The organism is Allomuricauda sp. TY007 (genome assembly GCF_010468565.1).
Lineage (GTDB): Bacteria > Bacteroidota > Bacteroidia > Flavobacteriales > Flavobacteriaceae > Flagellimonas.
This window is the reverse complement of the sequence record NZ_WUEG01000009.1, coordinates 135,921-154,895: the sequence shown is the minus strand read 5'-3', so window position 1 is coordinate 154,895 and position 18,975 is coordinate 135,921. Positions and strand designations below refer to the sequence as shown.

Here is an 18,975-nt window from a genome sequence, read left to right as displayed (position 1 = left end):
CTAAAATTATGTTCCATCGTTTGACGTTTCACTCCATTTTGCCCGTAATTCACTCCAAAATGGCAAAAAGACCATCATTTTTACCAGACCCATGTTTTCTTTGCCAACAAATTAATCGAATTATCCTAAAATAAATTTAATATCATTAGTCATCAATCAACTATGAAGAACAAATTGCTAACCTACTTACTCCTGTTGCTAGGTTTTACGGTTATGGCACAGGAAAAATACACCCTACGTGGCACCGTAAAAGATAACGAGAATGGCGAAACGCTTATTGGAGCATCTGTTTATTTACAAGGAACTGAATACGGTGCCATAACCAACGAATATGGCTTTTATTCGCTTACCGCACCTGCAGGCTCCTATAAATTGTTCATTACTTACATTGGTTACGAGGCTATCGTCCAAGAGGTTGACTTAAATTCCGACCAAACCATTGATTTGGAGCTCTCCCCAAATGCAACCGCCTTGGATGAAATCGTTGTGTCGGCTGACGATACCGAAAAAATAAACCTAAAAACACCCCAAATGGGCGTGGCCCAACTAAAAACCCAGACCATTAAGGAAATACCTGCCGTTTTGGGCGAGGTGGATGTAATCAAATCCATTCAGATGCTGCCAGGCGTATCTAACAACGGCGAAGGCAGTACAGGTTTCCATGTTCGGGGCGGAGCTGCTGATCAAAATTTGGTGCTGTTGGATGAGGCCATCATCTACAACACCTCCCACTTTTTTGGTTTTTTCTCGGTATTCAATGCAGATGCCATCAAAGATGTAAAATTGTACAAAGGAGACATACCTGCCGAATTTGGCGGAAGGGTATCTTCCGTGTTGGATGTTCGTCAAAAAGATGGAAACAGTAAAAACTTTGCCCTCAGTGGCGGTATTGGTATTGTTTCGAGCAGGTTAACGGCAGAAACACCTATTTTCAAAAATAAGGGGTCGATTCTAGTTGCGGGAAGAACATCTTACGCCCATTTGTTTATGAAGTTCATAGATGATCTGAAAGATGATAAGCTAGCTTTTTACGATCTCAATCTAAAGGCCAATTACGAAATCAATCAAAACAACAGAATCTATCTTTCTGGATACTTTGGTAGGGATGAATTTATTTTGGCCAACCTGATAACAAACAATTATGGGAACGCAACTGGAAACCTTAGATGGAACCATATTTTCAATGATCGCCTCTTTGCAAACCTCTCCCTGATCTATAGCCAATATGATTATAGGATAGTTTTGGATTTTATTGGCCTGGATTGGGTCGCCGATATCGAAAATTACAATCTAAAATACGGGCTCAACTACTATGTGAACGATAAGTTCAAGCTCAACTTTGGAATAAGCAGCATTCTGTACGATCTAAATCCTGGCGAAGTAACACCCTCCAACGAGACTTCTTCCATCAACTATTTAAAGTTAGATCAAAAAAGAGCATTGGAATCTGCGGCCTACATTGGTGCCGAAAACGAAGTTACCGACAAACTTACCGTACAATACGGGCTGCGACTCAGTCATTTTTCAAGGTTGGGCGGTCAAAGCATCAATCAGTACGCAAACGACCTGCCCGTGGTCTACAACGAGGAACTCGGCATTTACGAAGCTGGCGAAGTGGTCGGGGAAACATCTTACGACAAAAACGAGAGCATTAAAACCTATGCGCAGCTCGAACCCCGATTGGCACTCTCCTATCAACTTAACGATATTTCATCCGTAAAAGCTGGTTACACCCGATCTGCGCAATACCTCCATCTTCTGTCCAACACAACCGCAGTAACCCCTTTGGATGTTTGGACACCCAGTGGAACTTTCATAAAACCACAACTGTCCAACCAATACTCGATGGGTTATTACAGGACTTTTGCCGACCAAAAGTACAGTCTTGAAGTAGAAACGTACTACAAGAACATTGACAACCGCATTGACTATATCGATGGCTCCAACCTCATTGGAAACAATACCATTGAAACAGAAATCCTTAACGGAGAGGCCCGTTCCTACGGAATGGAACTGTTGTTGCGAAAAAACACGGGTAAATTAACAGGATGGCTGGGCTATACCCTATCCAAATCTGAACAACGCACGCTGGGCGGCCGTGCAGGAGGGTTGGGCATTAACGATGGGAATTGGTACAACGCACCCTATGACCGCACCCACGATATTTCCTTGACCGCAACCTATAAATTGAATGAAAAGTGGAAATTCAGTTCCAATTTTGTGTTCCAAACAGGTCGCCCCGTTACTTACCCCAACGGACAGTATGAATACGAAGACCTGTCCATAGCTAGCTATTCCAACAGAAATGCAGATAGATTGCCCGCCTATCACCGATTGGATATATCGGCCATTTACACGCCAAACAGGAAACCCGATAAAAAATGGAAAGGCGAATGGGTTTTTGGTATTTACAACGCCTACAACCGCAGAAATGCTGCATCAATCACGTTTGGACAAAATTGGCAAACAGGTCAGAATGAAGCAACCCGCACAGCCATTTTCGGTATAATGCCAGCGATTTCCTACAACTTCAAATTTTAATACCATGAAAAATTATATATCCCTCATACTCATAACATTGTTAGTGCTTACTTCTTGTACCGATGTGGTTGAAATTGATGTTCCAACAGCAGAAGCAAGATTGGTGGTCGAAGCCTCCTTGGATTGGGAAAAAGGCACCGATGGAAACATTCAATCCATTGAATTGCGTACCTCCACCCCCTATTTTGATTTGGATTCCGATACTGCTGTGGATGGAGCCCAAGTAAGCGTGACCGATTTGGACTCTGGAGATGAATTGCTGTTTGAAGGACAAGGAAATGGCCTATACACAACCTCTAATTTTATTCCAGTTTTGTACCATCAGTACCAACTAGAAATCATTTATGACAATGAAACCTATTTGGCCACGGAAACTTTATACCCCGTTAGTGACATTAAATCGCTTACCCAATCCACCGATGGTGGTTTTGATGATGAATTTTTGGAACTGAATCTCTATTTTGATGATCCTGAGGAAGAAGAAAACTTTTATCTGATCAGATACCAAGAAGAAGGCGATCCATTTCCTGATCTAGAAGACCAATCTGATGAATTTACCAACGGCAACGAACAGCACGACTTTTACGAAAAGGACGATGATGAGGACAACAATGAACAACCTTTTGAGCCCGGCGATACGGTTTTTGTGGATCTATATGGAATTTCGGAACAGTATTACAACTACATACGCTTGCTGATAGAACAATATTATAGCGCAGGTGATCCATTTGGCGCCGTGCCCGCACCTATTAAAGGGAATTGTATCAACCAAGACAATCCAGATAATTTTGCCTACGGATATTTTAGGGTAACACAGGTTTCAAGAAGCTCCTACACATTTCAATAAAGCCCAAAACAATGCAGTATTATTTAGTAGTTTTACGTAAAACGCCCATTTTTTGAGGCAAGAACCACTAATTTTAAGAGATGGGAACATCAAAAGATCTCAAAATACGATGCTGGATAGATATTGACGGGAAAAAGTTTTTTGGTACTGGACGAGCGCAATTACTGGTGTTAATTGACAAAAATGGTTCTCTGTCCAAAGCAGCCAAGGAAATGGGGATGTCCTATCGTAAAGCTTGGGCCATGGTGGAAGATATGAACCAACGGGGGCAACAACCTTACGTGGAACTTCACAAAGGTGGAGCCCAAGGCGGTGGTGCCGAATTAACGGAGACTGGTAAAAAAGTATTGTCCACTTTCCAAAAAATGAACGATAAAATCACTCAGACCGTACAGCAACATACAGATGAAATGTTGGGTTTGATTTAAATCTTGATTCCAAATCCGTGCAACAGAATCAGTCGAAAACCCACGTAAAGGACCAAAATACTGGTGAGCACACCCAAAAACTTAAGGTTGAACTTTTTGTTGGATAGGTAAGAACCGATACTCCCTCCTATTACTACGGCAACGATAAGTTGAAGCATCAATTCATTGTTCAGCTTGAAAGTGCCCGCCACATTGAGGCCAATCAAGCCCGAAATGGAATTTACCAAGATAAAAACAGAGGCCAATGAAGCAATAGTTCTAGGGTTGGCCCATTTTAAAAGATTCAATACGGGCGACAGGAAAATACCTCCTCCTATCCCAGATATGCCCGAGAGCAAGCCTATACTCCCTCCCAACAAGAGTTTTTTAGGATTGGAAAACTCCTTGGTGTCCATTTTTTTCTTTACAAAACGCAATAGCATGAAAATACCTGCCAAAACCAAGGCACTACCCAATATTAAAAAGAAAGAAGTTCTGGAAAGTCGTAACTGCGCTCCGAGATAGGCCAATGGAATACTTGCCGCCAGAAAAGGCCAAAACTTTTTTAGATTAAATACGCGATTCTTGATAAAAAACAGCGTTCCAATCGTGACCACACAGATATTTAAAACCAATGCCGTGGAGCGGATTTCGTGAAAATCCGTCAAGAAAAGACTTAAAATAGCCAAATAACTCGACCCGCCCCCAAATCCGACCGAGCTATAAAACAACGCAATTAGAAAAAAGACAATGGGCAGATATTCAACGCTCATCGATTAAGATATTAGCATACATTTTATCAGGTCACCTTCTGCAAGCTTCTCTCCTTCATCAACAAAAGCAAGTGCGTTTCCTTTGGCCATGGATTGGATCATGGAAGAGCCTTGACCGTCCAAAACTTCTACTTTTCCATCCACAACAGCAGCTTTTAAAAAAGAGGGACGTCCAAAACGGTTTTCGTAAGCATGCTTTATCGGAAATTGATAGGTCAGCAAACCAGTTTTTGAATACCCCGATAATTTTTGAAGCAACTGAAGTACATACACATAAAAGCAGGTAAGCGAAGATGCTGGATTTCCTGGCAAGGCAAATACAAATTGATTTTCCTTTCTTCCAAAATAAAGCGGTTTCCCTGGTTTTTGAAACACCTTGTAAAACAACTCATTAACCCCATTATCTTCGAGGGATTGTTTTACAAAATCGTAATCGCCGACCGAAATTCCGCCAGAGATAATCAGTACATCGCAAGACTCCAACGCAGTTTTGATACCGGTTTTTGTGGCCTCAAAATCATCTTTTATCTCCGTTTTTTGATGATGCTGAAATCCAAATTGCTGAAGTGCCCCAGAAATCGCGTAGCTGTTGGATTCGTATATCTGCCCTTCTGACTTTGGCTGCCCAGGTTTCACGAGCTCATTCCCCGTAGTGATGATATTGATTTGTGGTTTGGAAAAGACTTCCAATTGCGACAAACCCAAACTGCCCATTAAAGCCAAGGAAGGCGGGTTTAATACGTGGCCCTTTTCAAACACTGGTTGTCCTTCGGTCAACTGACCGCCCTTTTTTCGGATGTTCTGACCAATTTTGGGCATTTCATCAAGAAACAACGTGCGCTCTTTAACCGAGGTTTTCTCCTGCATCATTACGGCAGAAGTATTTTGGGGAACTTTGGCTCCCGTAAAAATGCGAACGGCTTCGCCATCATTCATCAAAATTTCCTTGGAATCACCTGCAGTTACTTCTCCCACTAATTTGTATTCCTGATATAGTCCGCGCAGGGCATAACCATCCATCGCGGAATTATCAAACTCGGGCACATCAAAAGGTGATACGATGTCTTTTGAAAGCGCATAGCCAAGTGCCTCTTCAAGTGGCTTTGTTTCACTTTTTAAAGTGATTTTTTGGTCTTTAATAATGCGGAGTGCTTCCTCAATTGTAACCATTAGCCTCCTATTGAAATCATTGAACGGTTTTGCTCGTAGTGGTCGGCGTCCATTTTAACATCCATGCCATCACGGGAATGTTTTTTCGATTTAATGGACTCCAAAATGGTGCTTTCAATCTTTTCCCCATTACGAAAAGGTGTCAATAAATCGGTTTCTGAATTCGCGAACAGACAATTTTTCATTTTGCCATCGGCCGTTAAACGAATACGGTTGCATTCATCACAAAACGGATTGGTAATCGTACTCACAATGCCAAAACTGCCTTTGTGTCCCTTTACCCTAAAGTTGGTGGAAGTGCTGTGTTTTGGATTGTCAAGGGTCTCGATTTCCCCGAACTTATCACCAACGGTCTTTAAGATTTCTTCTTTGGAAACTCCTTTGCTCCAGTCCCATTTATTGCCCTTGAAGGGCATAAACTCAATGAACTTGGGTGTAATCTTTTTATCCTTGGTCAATTCGATAAAATCATTGATTTCCTTGTCGTTCACACCTTTGATCAACACGATATTGAGCTTGATGTCCATATCCATATCCAAGGCCATATTTAGATTTCGCATAATGCGCTCGTAATAATCCCGCTTGGTAATAAATACGGATTTCGCTTTGTCCAGCGTATCCAGACTGAAATTGATTTTGCGCAGGCCGATTTTATCGAACAGGTCCAAATATTTGTCCAGTATGATTCCGTTGGTGGTCAATTTTAGGGTTACGCCCAATTTGGCCAACTCTTCGACCAAATAGCCGAAATTCTTACGAACCAAAGGTTCACCGCCTGTCAACCGCACCGTATCCACGCCCAAATCCCGAAATGTCCGTGTCATTTCAATGATTTCCTCCAGCGTCATGATACTTGGTTTTTCCATCAACTCAATGCCTTCTTCGGGCATGCAGTAAAAGCACCGCAAGTTGCATCGGTCCGTCAACGAAATGCGCAGATAGGTATGTGGCCTACCAAAATTGTCTACTATTTGTGGTTTTTTGTCAATCATGTCTTTTTCCTTCTATCACTTTAAATGCGTGCAGCACGTGGGGAAAAATCGCATCCATCGATTCCGCCGCTCCTTTGGTGGAACCCGGCAGTGCCAGAATGAGTTTGCCGTCCTTGATGCCCGCGATGGAACGCGAGAACATCGCATATGGCATCCGATTTTGCCCGTAGCTTCGCATTTGTTCTTCTACTCCTTTTAGTTTGATGTCCAACATAGGTTCCAAGGTCTGTGGAGTGACATCCCGTGGCCCCACACCCGTACCTCCCGTAAAAATCAACAAATCCGCAGTAGTGTGTTCCACTTTTTTGATGATTTCCTCAGCTTCATCGGGAATTATGCTTTTTTGGGATGCTACTCCCAAAGCCTTCAATTTTTCGATAATTGCCTCTCCTGCCTTGTCCTCACCTTTTCCTTTGGAAATGGTATCGGAACAAACAACAACATCGGCCGTCAACCCTTCCGAATTGATTTTGAAAGAGGATTTTCCTCCTTTTTTCGATTTGAGGCGAATGGTGCTGATTTCAACCTTTTTGTCAATCGGTTTGAGCATATCGTACATGGTAAGAGCCACAACACTGGCGCCATGCATTGCCTCCACTTCTACCCCTGTTTTGTAAATGGTCTTTACCGTCATCGAAATGATGATGTCCAAACCATCGATTTTATAATCGATACCCGTGTATTCAATGGGCAAGGGATGACAATCGGGCAAAAGGTCCGGCGTTTTTTTGACGCCCAACAAACCAGCGGCCTTGGCCATTTCAAACACATTCCCTTTGGGAACTTCATTGTTTTGTAACGCATCAATCGTAGCCTGACTACTCGTTTTCACGATAGCTTCCGCGGTTGCTTCCCGCAAGGTGGTCACTTTATGTGTAATGTCTACCATTTACTTGTTTACTTTCCATTGATGGGTTTCGTCCTCAAAAATCTCTTTGCCGAATACAGGCACTTTCGCCTTTATCTCCTCTACAAAAAAGTTGGTGGCCTCTATGGCTATTTTTCGATGTGCCGATGATGTGAACACGAACAGGCACAACTCTCCTACCTTCACTTTGCCCAAACTGTGATACACATGGGCACAGGTAATGTCGAACTTGGCAAAAGCCGCTTCGCGAATTTCGTGGAACACTTTCTCGGCCATTTCTTCATAAGCTGTATAATCGATGGCTGTCACGGTTTTGCCTTCCACTTCGTCGGCCCTGATCTGTCCCAAAAAAATACTGTGTGCACCAATATTCGTCTTGCTTTGGTGGTTGGCCACCGAATTGGCTATTTTTTCGGGAGGAATCGCTCCTTGTACAAATACTTTTTTTGGTTTCTTCTTATCCATCAATAATTGTTTCTATGCCGCCTTCCACATTTTTCAAATTGTGAAAGCCAAATTCATTTTTAAGTATTTCTATGGCGTTCTTACTTCGCTTTCCTGACTGGCAGAACACAAAAACTTCCTGATTGTTCGGTATCTCTTGGTAGCGTGATGTCAAATCATTCAAAGGAATACTCAGTACTTTTTTGCCTTTTGGTTTGGGCTGCTCGAACACTTCGCGTACATCAAGATACCACTGCTCTTTATTTTTTAAATCGCAATCAATGTAAACAGGGGATATCCCGTTCTTGCGAATTTTTTCCACTTCTTCGGGGCGMTTGTTTATGTTGATGGTCTGCTCACTGGCCTGCATCATGTTGATAAACTTTAGCTTACCGGATAGTACCTTACCGGCCCCAAAAATAATCTTAAGGACTTCAGCTGCCTGCAGCGTTCCCAAAATGCCAGGCAACACGCCCAACACCCCTGTGGCCTCACAGCTGATGTTCTGTCTCGTACTTTTCGGAAATACACAGCGATACGTAGGTCCATTCTGGTAATTGAAGACTGACAATTGCCCCTCATTCTTATAAATGGAGGCAAAAACCCAAGGTTTATCAGTCAATATGCACGCATCATTGATAAGGTACTTGGTTTCAAAATTGTCCGTACCATCCAAAACAACATCGTATTGATTGATGATGCTTTGGGCATTTTCAAAGGTCAACGGCTCTTCATAAACCTCAAACTGTACCTCGCTGTTCTGTTTTTCCAAACGTTCCTTGGCAACAACGGCCTTTGACCTTCCTACATCCGATTCTTGAAACAAAACCTGTCTATGCAGATTGGACATATCGACTTTATCATGGTCCATCAAACCTATTTTACCTACTCCAGCACCTGCCAAATACATGGCAGCAGGACAGCCCAGTCCCCCAACACCAACTAGCAATACTTTGGCATGGCGAAGCTTTTTTTGGCCTTCCGGCCCAACTTCCGTGAGTTTTATTTGTCTGTCGTATCTACTCATCCTCCTGCGAACGGTGGCAACAAGGCCACTTCGTCTCCGTCCTTTATCGTTATTTTATCATCCAAATTTTGGTTTACGGCTATCTGTACGGACTCTTTGTCCGCTATAGCCAAGCCGTTCAAGCATTGTGCCTTTAGTTCTGACGCGGTAAGTACTCCATTGAGTTCCAAAACCTCTTCGGACTTATCGGCAGCTTCCGCTACCAGACCAAAATATTTAACGGTCACTTTCATTCTTCCATTTGTTTTAGTTGCTGAACATCTTCTTGGGTATCCACATCAAAACCGCCCTTTTTAAAGGTTTCCGTACAGTAATTAAAATCTTCTAACCGAGTTAGTTTCTTAGCCCCTTCGTCTCCCACCAATTCCAACAACAATGGAAATGCTTCCTTACTAAAAATGGTTGGCACTCCAATATTATCCCCATATTGGGAATAGGTCGCTTTTGGATGTTGCGTAAGTTGGGTATGCACCAGTTTGATTAAGTTGGCGCGTTCCAAAAAGGGTTGGTCGGAAACCAAAAACAAAACATGGTCCAATCCTTCTTCCTCTGCCATCGCAGCTTCCAGCCCAACCTTGATGCTAGATGCCATTCCTTGCTCCCAATGGGTATTAACGACCACTTTAAAGTCGTTGGAATCAATTTTATCGATAATTTCCTCCCGCTTGGCGCCCAGAACCAAGATCTTGGTCTGGAAACCTAGTAAGTCCACTTTGTCCATGGTATGGTCCAAAAGTGTTTTTCCTTTGAATTCCACCAACTGCTTGGGTCGCCCCAAACGCGTGGAGCCACCTGCTGCCAATACAACCACCGCTATGTTTTCTTCTGCACTCAAAGGGTTATTTTTTGAAATTGATTCTGTTTTGTATCGTGAATCGGCTCGGTTTTTTGCTTTAAAGGTCGAGCTCCTTTGTTGGTCAGTACACTTTGTATTTCTGCCAAAATGGACAATCCGATTTCGGCGGGCGTCTCCGCCCCTATTTCCAATCCTACGGGTGCATTAATCTTGGCCAAATCCGCTTTCGATACTTCTACCCCTTCATCTGCCAGCTCGTTGAGCATGCGCTCGTATTTTTTCAATGGTCCCAAAATACCAATGTATGGTGTCTCCGGATTCCCAAGAAGCAATTTGAGCACTGACAAATCGTAACTATAATTATGGCTCATTAGCACAAAACAGGTTCGGTTATCTATATTGATGTTCTCCAGTGTTTCTTCTGGCTTGGTTACAATGACTTGGCAAGACCCCACAAAACGTTCTTTGTTGGCGTGTGTGGGGCGCCCATCCGCCACGGTTACCTTCCATCCGAGCATATCGGCTTGTTGTGCCAAAATTTGGGCATCGTTCCCTGCCCCTACCAAAACCAATTTTACTGGTGGTTGATGCATCTGAACAAACACATAAAGCTTATCGCCATCCAACTCTACCTCTCCAAAACAGGGATTTTCTTTTTCAACTACTTCTGTTCCTTTCAAAAGCAAGGCTTTTTGCAAATTATCAGGTATTTGCTTACCTGCAACGGCTCCTTTTCCATCAGCAATCAAAATGGTCCCAAGCTGTTTCTGGGTTTTATCCAAATCAAAAACAATTGAAATGGACGTCGGGACTTCTTGTTCGGCAACGACTTTCAAAAGCTCGCAAGGATTATTTGAATCCGTATAATCCATTGGCTCAAAAAGCACCTGAATGATGCCGTTGCAGCCCAACTGAGCTCCGATTACCGCATCATCCTCATCACTAGTATCATAGGTTACCAATTTGTTTTCTTGTCTATCCAATGCAAAAAGAGCTTTTCGGAGCGCATCGCCCTCCAAGCAACCTCCACTGATAGCTCCTGTGATGTTTCCGTATTCATCCACCAACATCCGTGCGCCGGCTCTACGGTACGATGAACCCTCAACGTGCACCACGGTAGCCAAAATACACCGTATGTCTTGTGCTTTAAGCTCCTGATATTTTTTTATGATAACATCCAACTCCCTCATACAGTGATGCTTTTTAGTTGGTTGACGGCTTTTTTGATTTCAAACACGGCTTTTTCAATCTGCTCTGGAGAAGTGTTTTGCCCTGTGCTGATGCGCAGACTGGCCAAAGCCATCTCATCTTCGACTCCCATCGCCTTTAACACGTGGGATGGGTTCACCTGATTCGAGGTGCAGGCGGAACCGCGGGAAACAGCCAAGTTGTTCAAATAACGAAGTAACTTGCTGCCATCCACACCTTTGAATGATACATTTGTGGTATTTGGCAACCGCTCTTCATTTTGGCAATTGATGGTTGCTCCTTCAATGGTCAAAAGTTCTTGCTCCAGTAGGTTTTGAAGGGTTGTTAGTTTTTGATGATTTTCTTCCAAGCTGGTTTGCGCAATGCTGCAGGCTTCGCCAAAACCAACAATCCCAGGAACATTTAAAGTACCTGGTCGGGTTCCTTTTTCGTGCTTTCCGCCAAAAAGATGTTTATCAATGGAGATATTATTGCTTTTGTTTAAATAAAGTGCACCAACACCTTTGGGTCCATACAGTTTATGTGAAGAAAAAACAGCCATGTCGATTCCCAAATTTTGTAAATCGACTGGAATTTTGCCCACTGCCTGCGTTATATCGGACATTACAGCTACGTTTTGGGAATGCGCTATTTCGGTTATGGTTTTTAAAGGATGAATCAAGCCAGTTTCATTATTGGCCAACATCAAGGAAACCAAAATTGTAGACGACTTTATAACTTCCTGCAATTCACCCAAATCAATGTTTCCTTGCCTGTCCACATCCAAATAAGTGACTTCAAAACCATCTGACTCCAACGCTTCCAGTGTATCGAGTACCGCTTTGTGCTCCGTTTTGCAAGAAATGATATGATTCCCCTTGCCCCTATTCTTTCTACAAAATCCGAACAAGGCCAAATTGGCCGCCTCCGTAGCACCCGAGGTGAAAGTGAGTTCCGTTGGTCTACAACTCACAAGCCTTGCCACCTGTTCTCGCGCCGTTTCTACAGCGTCATCGGCATACCAACCAAAAGAATGGTCACTACTTGCATTGCCAAAATACTCGGTAAAATACGGCAGCATAGCTTCAACCACCTTTGGGTCGGCAGGTGTGGTTGCATTATAATCCAGATATATTTTTTCCGTTAGCGACAAATTACAATCGTTATGTTTGTGTGTGCATAACGCAATTTAATAAGAATGAATCAGTATTCACCTATGTTTTTCAAACCATTTAAGAAATAAAATCAAATAAATTTTTTGGTAGTTAAGCTATTTATCGTAATATTGCAATGAATAAATTAAACTGATGGGTCTTACCAAAACAGAAATATTTACCGATAAGCAAAACCAGATTGCTCAGTATGCAAAGGTACTGGGCCATCCTGCACGAGTTGCCATTTTACAGTATTTGTACAAATTGAATGCCTGTGTTTGTGGAGATTTGGTAAATGAAATCGGTTTGGCACAACCTACCATTTCCCAACATTTAAAGGAATTGAAGCATCTAGGTTTGATTAAGGGAAACGTTGAAGGCACCAGTGTTTGTTATTGTATTGATGCCGACAACTGGAAGAAAATGAAGACAGTTATGTCCGAGTTTTTGGACCAAGACCTCAATCAAAAAGAGTGTTGCTAAAAAAATTTGAAACAATTAATCGTAATATTACAATAAACAGAGATAGTTATGAAGTTAGAAGAAGTTAAATCAACATTGTCCGAATTGGACACTATAGCGTTCCAATTGCCCAACGGAGATTTGGTTCCGAACCATTTTCACGTGACCGAGGTTGGAAAAATCACAAAGCACTTTATTGATTGTGGTGGCACTGTGCGGAATGAGGAAGTTGTCAATTTTCAGCTTTGGAACGCGAATGACTACGACCACAGACTTCATCCTGAAAAGTTGGTCCACATCATTGAACTGTCTCAAAAAACATTGGATATAGGTGATTTGGAGGTTGAAGTGGAGTATCAAGGTCAGACCATCGAAAAATTTGCTCTTGATTTTGATGGCACCAACTTTCTGTTGACCACCAAACAAACGGATTGTTTGGCGAAGGATAAATGTGGGGTTCCGGCAGAAAAACCCAAAGTAAAATTATCCGGGTTGCAAAGCTCCGAATGTTGCACGCCTGGCAGTGGTTGTTGCTAACCTTAATCAACATATATTATGTCACAATACAAGGTTTTGAACGATTTTATCTCAACGCTTGAAACAGCATCCATTTCAAAAGAAAGAAAAGAAACTTTATCATCCCTTGTGGAGTACATTCAGGGAAAAGTTGATGACAGGGAATCCATCCAGCTTAATTTTATATGCACACACAACTCCAGACGCAGCCATTTGTCCCAAATTTGGGCTCAAACCATGGCGCATCATTTTGGGATTGAGCATGTGAGTTGCTATTCTGGGGGAACGGAGGCAACCGCCCTATTTCCAATGGTGGCTTCTACCTTGGCGAATACAGGTTTTGAAGTGCTGACGCTTTCCGAAGGAAAAAACCCCGTTTATGGAATCAAGTTTGCGGAAAACGAACATCCCGTAATCTGTTTTTCCAAACGGATGGATGATGATTTCAACCCAAAATCTGATTTTGCAGCTATTATGACCTGTTCGCAAGCTGATGAAGGCTGCCCGTTTGTTCCCGGGGCCGAAAAATGGATTCCCATCACCTACGAAGACCCAAAGGCTTTTGACAATACCCCTCAACAAGCTGAGAAATATAGTGAGCGTAGTACACAAATTGCCACTGAAATGTTTTATGTCTTTTCCCAAATTCAGAACTAATGGCCATCAAAAAATTAAGCTTTTTAGATAAAAACCTGACGCTTTGGATTTTTGTAGCCATGGCTCTCGGAGTCGGGATTGGTTACTTTTTTCCCGATTTTCCCGATTTTGTCAATTCCTTTAGCAGTGGCACCACCAACATTCCAATTGCCATTGGGTTGATCTTGATGATGTACCCGCCTTTGGCCAAAGTGAAATATTCTTTGTTGCCCAAAGTATTCAAAAACACCAAAATTTTGTCCATTTCCCTTCTTTTGAATTGGATTATAGGGCCTATTTTAATGTTTGCTTTGGCCATTATCTTTTTAAGGGATTATCCAGACTACATGGTCGGGCTTATTTTAATTGGTTTGGCCCGTTGTATTGCCATGGTGCTGGTCTGGAACGATTTGGCTGAAGGCAGCAGCGAATATGGGGCTGGGTTGGTGGCGCTCAATAGTATTTTTCAAGTTTTTGCTTACAGTTTTTATGCTTGGATTTTCATCACCATTCTTCCACCCTATTTTGGATTTGAAGGAGCCATAGTCGATATTTCCATAGGGACCATTGCTGAAAGCGTAGCTATTTATCTTGGAATTCCTTTTTTGATGGGCATTTTGAGTCGTCAAATTCTAGTAAAACTAAAGGGAGAGACTTGGTATACCGAAAAGTTTATTCCCACCATTTCGCCAATGACCTTGATTGCCCTGTTGTTCACAATTGTAATCATGTTTTCGTTGAAAGGTGAATTGATTGTGCAAATACCTATGGATGTGCTGATTATAGCAGTTCCTCTTTTGGTCTATTTTGCTTTGATGTTCATTATCGGTTTCTTCACCACAAAAGCGATGGGCGCTGAGTACGACAAAACAGCCTCCGTAGCCTTCACGGCTGCCGGAAATAATTTTGAATTAGCCATCGCCGTTGCCATTGCCGTATTTGGATTGAATTCTGGACAAGCTTTTGCCGGGGTCATTGGGCCTTTGGTGGAAGTGCCTGCGCTGATTTTATTGGTAAAAGTGTCTTTTTGGTTCCGAAAGAAATATTTTAAGCTAAATAAAGCGAAGGCATAGGCAAAATACGATTTCAAAAATTCGAAGAGTTTAGTAACTTCAGCCTTGCAAAAAAATTAACACAAACTAAACGCATTATGGTTAGAGGAGTTACCTTTCTAGGAATTTTGGCATTACTGTTGTTGTCCTGCAATTCAAAAAAGAACGATACCCAGCGTGAACTTGGCTTGGTTTACAATGTTTTAAGGGATTTTGACATTGAGAATTATGAGATTTTTTCAATGAACCTCGATGGGTCCAACAAAAAGAACATTACAGACCTGTACCCTGTGGATTGGACCTATTATTCCTACGGAGACACCTTATACTTTATTTCCGATAGAGGAGCCTGCAAACGTTGCTACTTTTTGTACAAGAGCAATTTTAAGGGCGAAAACGTTCAAAAAGTCAACAACTTGGAGCTGGCCGATAGTTGGATGAGCAGCAGAAAGGACGGCACCGAGCTTATCGTAAAGCCAAAATTGATTACGGAATCGACCTTTTATGTTCTAAATCAAGAAGGTGAAATCATAGATCGACTGGACACAAAGCTTCCTTTTGCAGCGGACCCCTTGTTTGTAAATGATGGAAAGCAGGTCGTTTTTAGAGGAGGAAAAACGGTCCGTAAAGAAATCAACGGCTTCGACGAAGAGCTTTACATTATTGATGCGGATGGCAAAAACAGAAAGCAACTTACCCACTACCCCGAAAAAGATACAACAGCAGGTAAATATGAATACAGGGCGGGTGCCCCAAAACTCCATCCTACAGAAAACTTTGTGTCGTACCAAAGCAAGCAAAATGGAAAATACAGCTTATATGCCGTTAGTTTGGATGGAAGCAAAACATGGAAACTAACGGAAAACGAGCAAAACGAAGGATGGCACGATTGGAGTCCCGATGGCAAATGGCTAACCGTTGAACTTTTCGACGATGAACAATCACAGTTTCATATTGGTTTAATGAATTGGGAAACCAAGGAAATGGAAATTTTAACCGACACCACCTTTCAATATCAACAAGCTCCCCACTTTATCTACAAAAATTAATGTTGCGGGATAAAGCATTCCTCATAAGGTTTTAAAGCGCTTTTTACCGAAAAAAATACTTTTTTTAATTAAAAAGTAGGGTTTTTTAACCTTTGGTTGTTTTATACATATAAAATCAGAACAGGGATAGTTATGCCCTGAAAAATTTAAAAACCCCATACTATGAGAACAAAGTTTTTTTTTAGTTTACTAATGGCAATGGCTCTAATAATAATGAGCTGTTCAGACGGTAACGGTGAAGGATCTGGAAGTGCTGAAGACACTGGCACATTATCCGTACAATTGACAGATGCCCCATTTCCTTACGAACTAATGGCCGAGGCCAATGTTACCGTATACAAAGTTGAAGCTCGCCTTGTGGACGGTGATGACATGGATGATGACTCCGACGATGATTCTAACGATGATTCAGACGATGACATGGATGATGACTCCGACGATGACGATGGTTCTCCATTCATCACACTAATGGAAGAAGAGATCGATGTTAATCTATTGGAACTTACCAACGGATTAACACAACAATTGGCAGAGATAGATGTTCCTGCTGGATCCTACGATCTTATTCGTATTTATGTTAAAGGTGTAAATGTAGTATTGACCGATGGAACTGTTTTTAATCTACAAGTTCCAAGTGGTGATGCTTCAGGCATCAAAGTTTTTGTAGACCCAGCCATTACAGTTGCCGGTGGCCTCTCCTCCGACCTGTTGTTGGATTTTGATGTAAGCCAATCGTTTGTTGCCAAAGGAAGCATTGACACGCCAGCGGGTGTGAGTGGATTCAACTTTAAACCAGTGATCAAGGCAAGCAACCTATCTACATCTGGTACGCTTTCTGGTAATGTAAGTACCATTGTAGAAGAAGAAAACGTAGGTTTGGAAGGTGCCCAGATCTCAGTAATCGCCGCCGACACATTGAACACAACTTCTTTTGCAGATGTTGACGGAAACTACTCCATTCTTGGTCTAGAAGCCGGAATGTACGAAGTTGTAGCTGAAATGGAAGGTTACTTGGCAAGTGATACCTTAAGCGTTCAAATTGATGCGGCCAACATTACTACCCAAGATTTTGTACTTGATGTAGACCCAGCTACTGAAGAAGACAATACAGATGATGGTACGGACGATACCGGCGACGGTAACTAAGGAACAATAATCATTTAAATATTTGAAGAGGGCGTCTAAAAAGTATTGAAATACGTCATTCTGAATTTATTTCAGAATCCTATCATATTGATAAACAAATCATTATGAGAACCTGAAACAAGTTCAGGTTGACGAAAACCGACTTTTTAGACACCCCTTTTTACGTGGTATTATTGGCGCACCATATAATCATCCACAAAATCAACTAAATCTGTTCCGTGTAGATTTTTGGTCAGCACCCTGCCTTCATCATCCAGTAAAAAATTTGCAGGAATGGTATTCAAGCGAAGAGCATCCATAAAAGGATTTTTGTCCCCCTGCAAATGCGAAGCGTGCAACCAGCGGTACGCCCCATCCTTTTCAATGGCATTGCTCCATGCCTTTTCACTGCTTTCCAATCCGTATGCTATAATCTGAAAACCATTAGCATGGTGTTTTTCCCATAGCGGAACCAAAACCTCCCTGTTCTCAATTCTGCAGGGAGCACACCAAGAGGCCCATACATCCAGCAAGATTAATTTCTTTCCATTGATTACTTCTTGCAATGAAACATCCTCCCCATTCTTCATAGGGAATTGTAGATCAGTAATGGTATCTCCGGTCAAAATGGGAAGCTCTCCCTTATCGGTCACGGAAACAAGTTCCCTTACCCAATCATGTTCAGGGAATATGGCATTCCATTTTTGGGCCTGTGCATAAACAGATTCAGCAATGCGTTCATAATCCCCTTCGGGACTTGCCCACCGCAAGGCCATCAAAGCTGGTAATAATTCTTCAGTGGAATCCGAAAAATGGATTAACTCTTCTTGATAAGAACGGAGATTTTTTTCGCGCTCCAATAAATTGTCATCAAAATTTTGTTCGCTTGCTTTCCCTTTTAAATACTTTTTGAAAGCGGCCATTCGCTGGTCCCTTAATTGCAGCATGGCTTTATTTGCCTGAGACGGCTGCTCCAAGGAAAAAGAACTTTGAAAATTAGCGATATCTGCATCGATTTTAATTTTAGCATTGGGTTCGTAAACCAATGGAAAATAATTATCTGTTTCAGGGTTTTGGTTAATCAACCTATTGGGAAACTTTTCGTTTTTTCTTTGGACCACGACTTTAAGCAATACTGACTCTTGAAATCCCGGCGAATTCACAAATTGAAATTGGCCATTGCCATTTACTTTTGCCGAATCCAAGACTTTAGCTGTAAAGCTTTGGGCGATTTCATTAAATCTTTCAGGTTGCACCAAATATACCATCGGCTTCCAATCAGTTCCATCAGGTATGTTTAAAGTGCCTGTCAACCACGCTTCCTGCGAGCAGGACATCAAAAAAAATACAAGCAATATTGAGACTCTGAACAAATATTTCATGTCGATAAAATTAACTTTTAAAAGAATGGACCTCTAATTTACTGCCTTTAAAAATTGCTTTTGTTTCCTCACACTTCTTGCATAAAGGTTATTTAAGCGACAAAATAACGACCAATTCATCAAACAAACTAATCAGTAACATTATGACACCTAAATCCATAGCAACTACAATTTTGAGGATGGTTCCCGCTGTAATCTTATTACAAACCCTGTACTTTAAGTTTTCCGCAGCCCCGGAATCCGTTTATATTTTTGAAACATTGGGACTAGAGCCTTGGGGACGAATAGGCTTGGGCATATTGGAACTTGTAGTGGCCATTCTTATTCTTGTTCCTAAAACCACATGGCTGGGCGCGTTGTTGGGTATTGGTATTATGGGCGGTGCCATTTTTTCGCATTTTACCAAATTAGGGGTGGTTGTCCAAAACGATGGAGGCACATTGTTCCTTCTTGCTTGGATTACTTTTGTTTGCTGTGTGGTTTTGGTTTGGCTGCACCGCTCCCATATTCCTCTCAATAAAAATTATTCTGATTTATAATACCCTT

General features: G+C 42.0%; 21 protein-coding genes. 10 read left to right on the top strand and 11 right to left on the bottom strand.

From position 1 onward, the window contains the following. The first annotated feature begins 162 nt into the window (after positions 1–162). From GO009_RS11520 to GO009_RS11510, 3 genes are all read left to right on the top strand, one after another. Entirely contained in the window at positions 163–2,541 is a 2,379-nt protein-coding gene (locus tag GO009_RS11520) for a TonB-dependent receptor (RefSeq protein WP_163626352.1), read from the top strand. Positions 2,542–2,545: 4 nt separating this feature from the next. After that, positions 2,546–3,388, top strand: a complete 843-nt coding sequence (locus GO009_RS11515; RefSeq protein ID WP_163626351.1) for a DUF4249 domain-containing protein — start codon at positions 2,546–2,548, stop codon at positions 3,386–3,388. An 80-nt stretch (positions 3,389–3,468) separates the two neighbouring features. After that, positions 3,469–3,816 (top strand): winged helix-turn-helix domain-containing protein, encoded by a 348-nt coding sequence (locus GO009_RS11510; RefSeq protein WP_163626350.1) that lies wholly within the window; start codon positions 3,469–3,471, stop codon positions 3,814–3,816. Here the strand turns inward: GO009_RS11510 and GO009_RS11505 are convergent. The 10 genes from GO009_RS11505 to GO009_RS11460 are packed head-to-tail and all read right to left on the bottom strand — an operon-like array spanning position 3,813 to position 12,206. After that, positions 3,813–4,568, bottom strand: coding sequence for a sulfite exporter TauE/SafE family protein (locus GO009_RS11505; protein WP_163626349.1), 756 nt, complete (start codon positions 4,566–4,568; stop codon positions 3,813–3,815). The two genes, GO009_RS11510 and GO009_RS11505, sit on opposite strands and share 4 nt — an antisense overlap. A 3-nt stretch (positions 4,569–4,571) precedes the next feature. Then, positions 4,572–5,738, bottom strand: coding sequence for a molybdopterin molybdotransferase MoeA (locus GO009_RS11500; RefSeq protein ID WP_163626348.1), 1,167 nt, complete (start codon positions 5,736–5,738; stop codon positions 4,572–4,574). Beyond that, complete coding sequence (moaA, locus tag GO009_RS11495) at positions 5,738–6,730, bottom strand: GTP 3',8-cyclase MoaA (protein ID WP_163626347.1); 993 nt, start codon at positions 6,728–6,730, stop codon at positions 5,738–5,740. The genes GO009_RS11500 and moaA overlap by 1 nt, the downstream gene beginning before the upstream one ends. Then, positions 6,723–7,619, bottom strand: a complete 897-nt coding sequence (gene moaCB / locus GO009_RS11490; protein WP_163626346.1) for a bifunctional molybdenum cofactor biosynthesis protein MoaC/MoaB — start codon at positions 7,617–7,619, stop codon at positions 6,723–6,725. Before moaCB ends, moaA begins: the two co-directional genes overlap by 8 nt. Then, positions 7,620–8,063, bottom strand: coding sequence for a molybdenum cofactor biosynthesis protein MoaE (locus tag GO009_RS11485; RefSeq protein WP_163626345.1), 444 nt, complete (start codon positions 8,061–8,063; stop codon positions 7,620–7,622). It lies immediately after the preceding gene. Beyond that, positions 8,056–9,069 (bottom strand): HesA/MoeB/ThiF family protein, encoded by a 1,014-nt coding sequence (locus GO009_RS11480; protein WP_163626344.1) that lies wholly within the window; start codon positions 9,067–9,069, stop codon positions 8,056–8,058. Before GO009_RS11480 ends, GO009_RS11485 begins: the two co-directional genes overlap by 8 nt. Next, positions 9,066–9,302 carry a MoaD/ThiS family protein gene (locus tag GO009_RS11475; protein ID WP_163626343.1) on the bottom strand — a complete coding sequence of 79 codons (237 nt, stop codon included), beginning with the start codon at positions 9,300–9,302 and terminating at the stop codon, positions 9,066–9,068. Before GO009_RS11475 ends, GO009_RS11480 begins: the two co-directional genes overlap by 4 nt. Next, the gene (locus GO009_RS11470) at positions 9,299–9,904 is read right to left on the bottom strand and encodes an NTP transferase domain-containing protein (RefSeq protein WP_163626342.1); all 606 of its coding nucleotides are present in this window, start codon (positions 9,902–9,904) and stop codon (positions 9,299–9,301) included. The genes GO009_RS11475 and GO009_RS11470 overlap by 4 nt, the downstream gene beginning before the upstream one ends. Further along, positions 9,901–11,055 carry an XdhC family protein gene (locus tag GO009_RS11465; RefSeq protein WP_163626341.1) on the bottom strand — a complete coding sequence of 385 codons (1,155 nt, stop codon included), beginning with the start codon at positions 11,053–11,055 and terminating at the stop codon, positions 9,901–9,903. The genes GO009_RS11470 and GO009_RS11465 overlap by 4 nt, the downstream gene beginning before the upstream one ends. After that, complete coding sequence (locus GO009_RS11460; protein WP_163626340.1) at positions 11,052–12,206, bottom strand: cysteine desulfurase family protein; 1,155 nt, start codon at positions 12,204–12,206, stop codon at positions 11,052–11,054. The genes GO009_RS11465 and GO009_RS11460 overlap by 4 nt, the downstream gene beginning before the upstream one ends. Before the next feature lie 154 nt (positions 12,207–12,360). On the opposite strand from GO009_RS11460, the gene GO009_RS11455 reads away from it, so the two are divergent. The 6 genes from GO009_RS11455 (at position 12,361) to GO009_RS11430 (ending at position 17,068) form a co-directional block, all read left to right on the top strand. Further along, positions 12,361–12,690 carry a helix-turn-helix transcriptional regulator gene (locus GO009_RS11455; protein ID WP_163626339.1) on the top strand — a complete coding sequence of 110 codons (330 nt, stop codon included), beginning with the start codon at positions 12,361–12,363 and terminating at the stop codon, positions 12,688–12,690. A gap of 48 nt (positions 12,691–12,738) precedes the next feature. Then, positions 12,739–13,206 (top strand): DUF6428 family protein, encoded by a 468-nt coding sequence (locus tag GO009_RS11450; protein WP_163626338.1) that lies wholly within the window; start codon positions 12,739–12,741, stop codon positions 13,204–13,206. Positions 13,207–13,224: 18 nt separating this feature from the next. Further along, positions 13,225–13,842 (top strand): low molecular weight phosphatase family protein, encoded by a 618-nt coding sequence (locus GO009_RS11445; RefSeq protein WP_163626337.1) that lies wholly within the window; start codon positions 13,225–13,227, stop codon positions 13,840–13,842. Beyond that, complete coding sequence (arsB, locus tag GO009_RS11440) at positions 13,842–14,894, top strand: ACR3 family arsenite efflux transporter (RefSeq protein ID WP_163626336.1); 1,053 nt, start codon at positions 13,842–13,844, stop codon at positions 14,892–14,894. Before GO009_RS11445 ends, arsB begins: the two co-directional genes overlap by 1 nt. Before the next feature lie 77 nt (positions 14,895–14,971). After that, complete coding sequence (locus GO009_RS11435; protein WP_163626335.1) at positions 14,972–15,922, top strand: PD40 domain-containing protein; 951 nt, start codon at positions 14,972–14,974, stop codon at positions 15,920–15,922. Between the two features lie 213 nt (positions 15,923–16,135). Next, entirely contained in the window at positions 16,136–17,068 is a 933-nt protein-coding gene (locus GO009_RS11430) for a DUF4382 domain-containing protein (RefSeq protein ID WP_239057447.1), read from the top strand. A gap of 170 nt (positions 17,069–17,238) precedes the next feature. Here the strand turns inward: GO009_RS11430 and GO009_RS11425 are convergent, their stop codons facing one another. Further along, entirely contained in the window at positions 17,239–18,384 is a 1,146-nt protein-coding gene (locus GO009_RS11425; protein WP_163626333.1) for a TlpA disulfide reductase family protein, read from the bottom strand. Between the two features lie 188 nt (positions 18,385–18,572). On the opposite strand from GO009_RS11425, the gene GO009_RS11420 reads away from it, so the two are divergent. Next, positions 18,573–18,968, top strand: a complete 396-nt coding sequence (locus tag GO009_RS11420) for a DoxX family protein (RefSeq protein ID WP_163626332.1) — start codon at positions 18,573–18,575, stop codon at positions 18,966–18,968. Positions 18,969–18,975 lie beyond the last annotated feature (7 nt).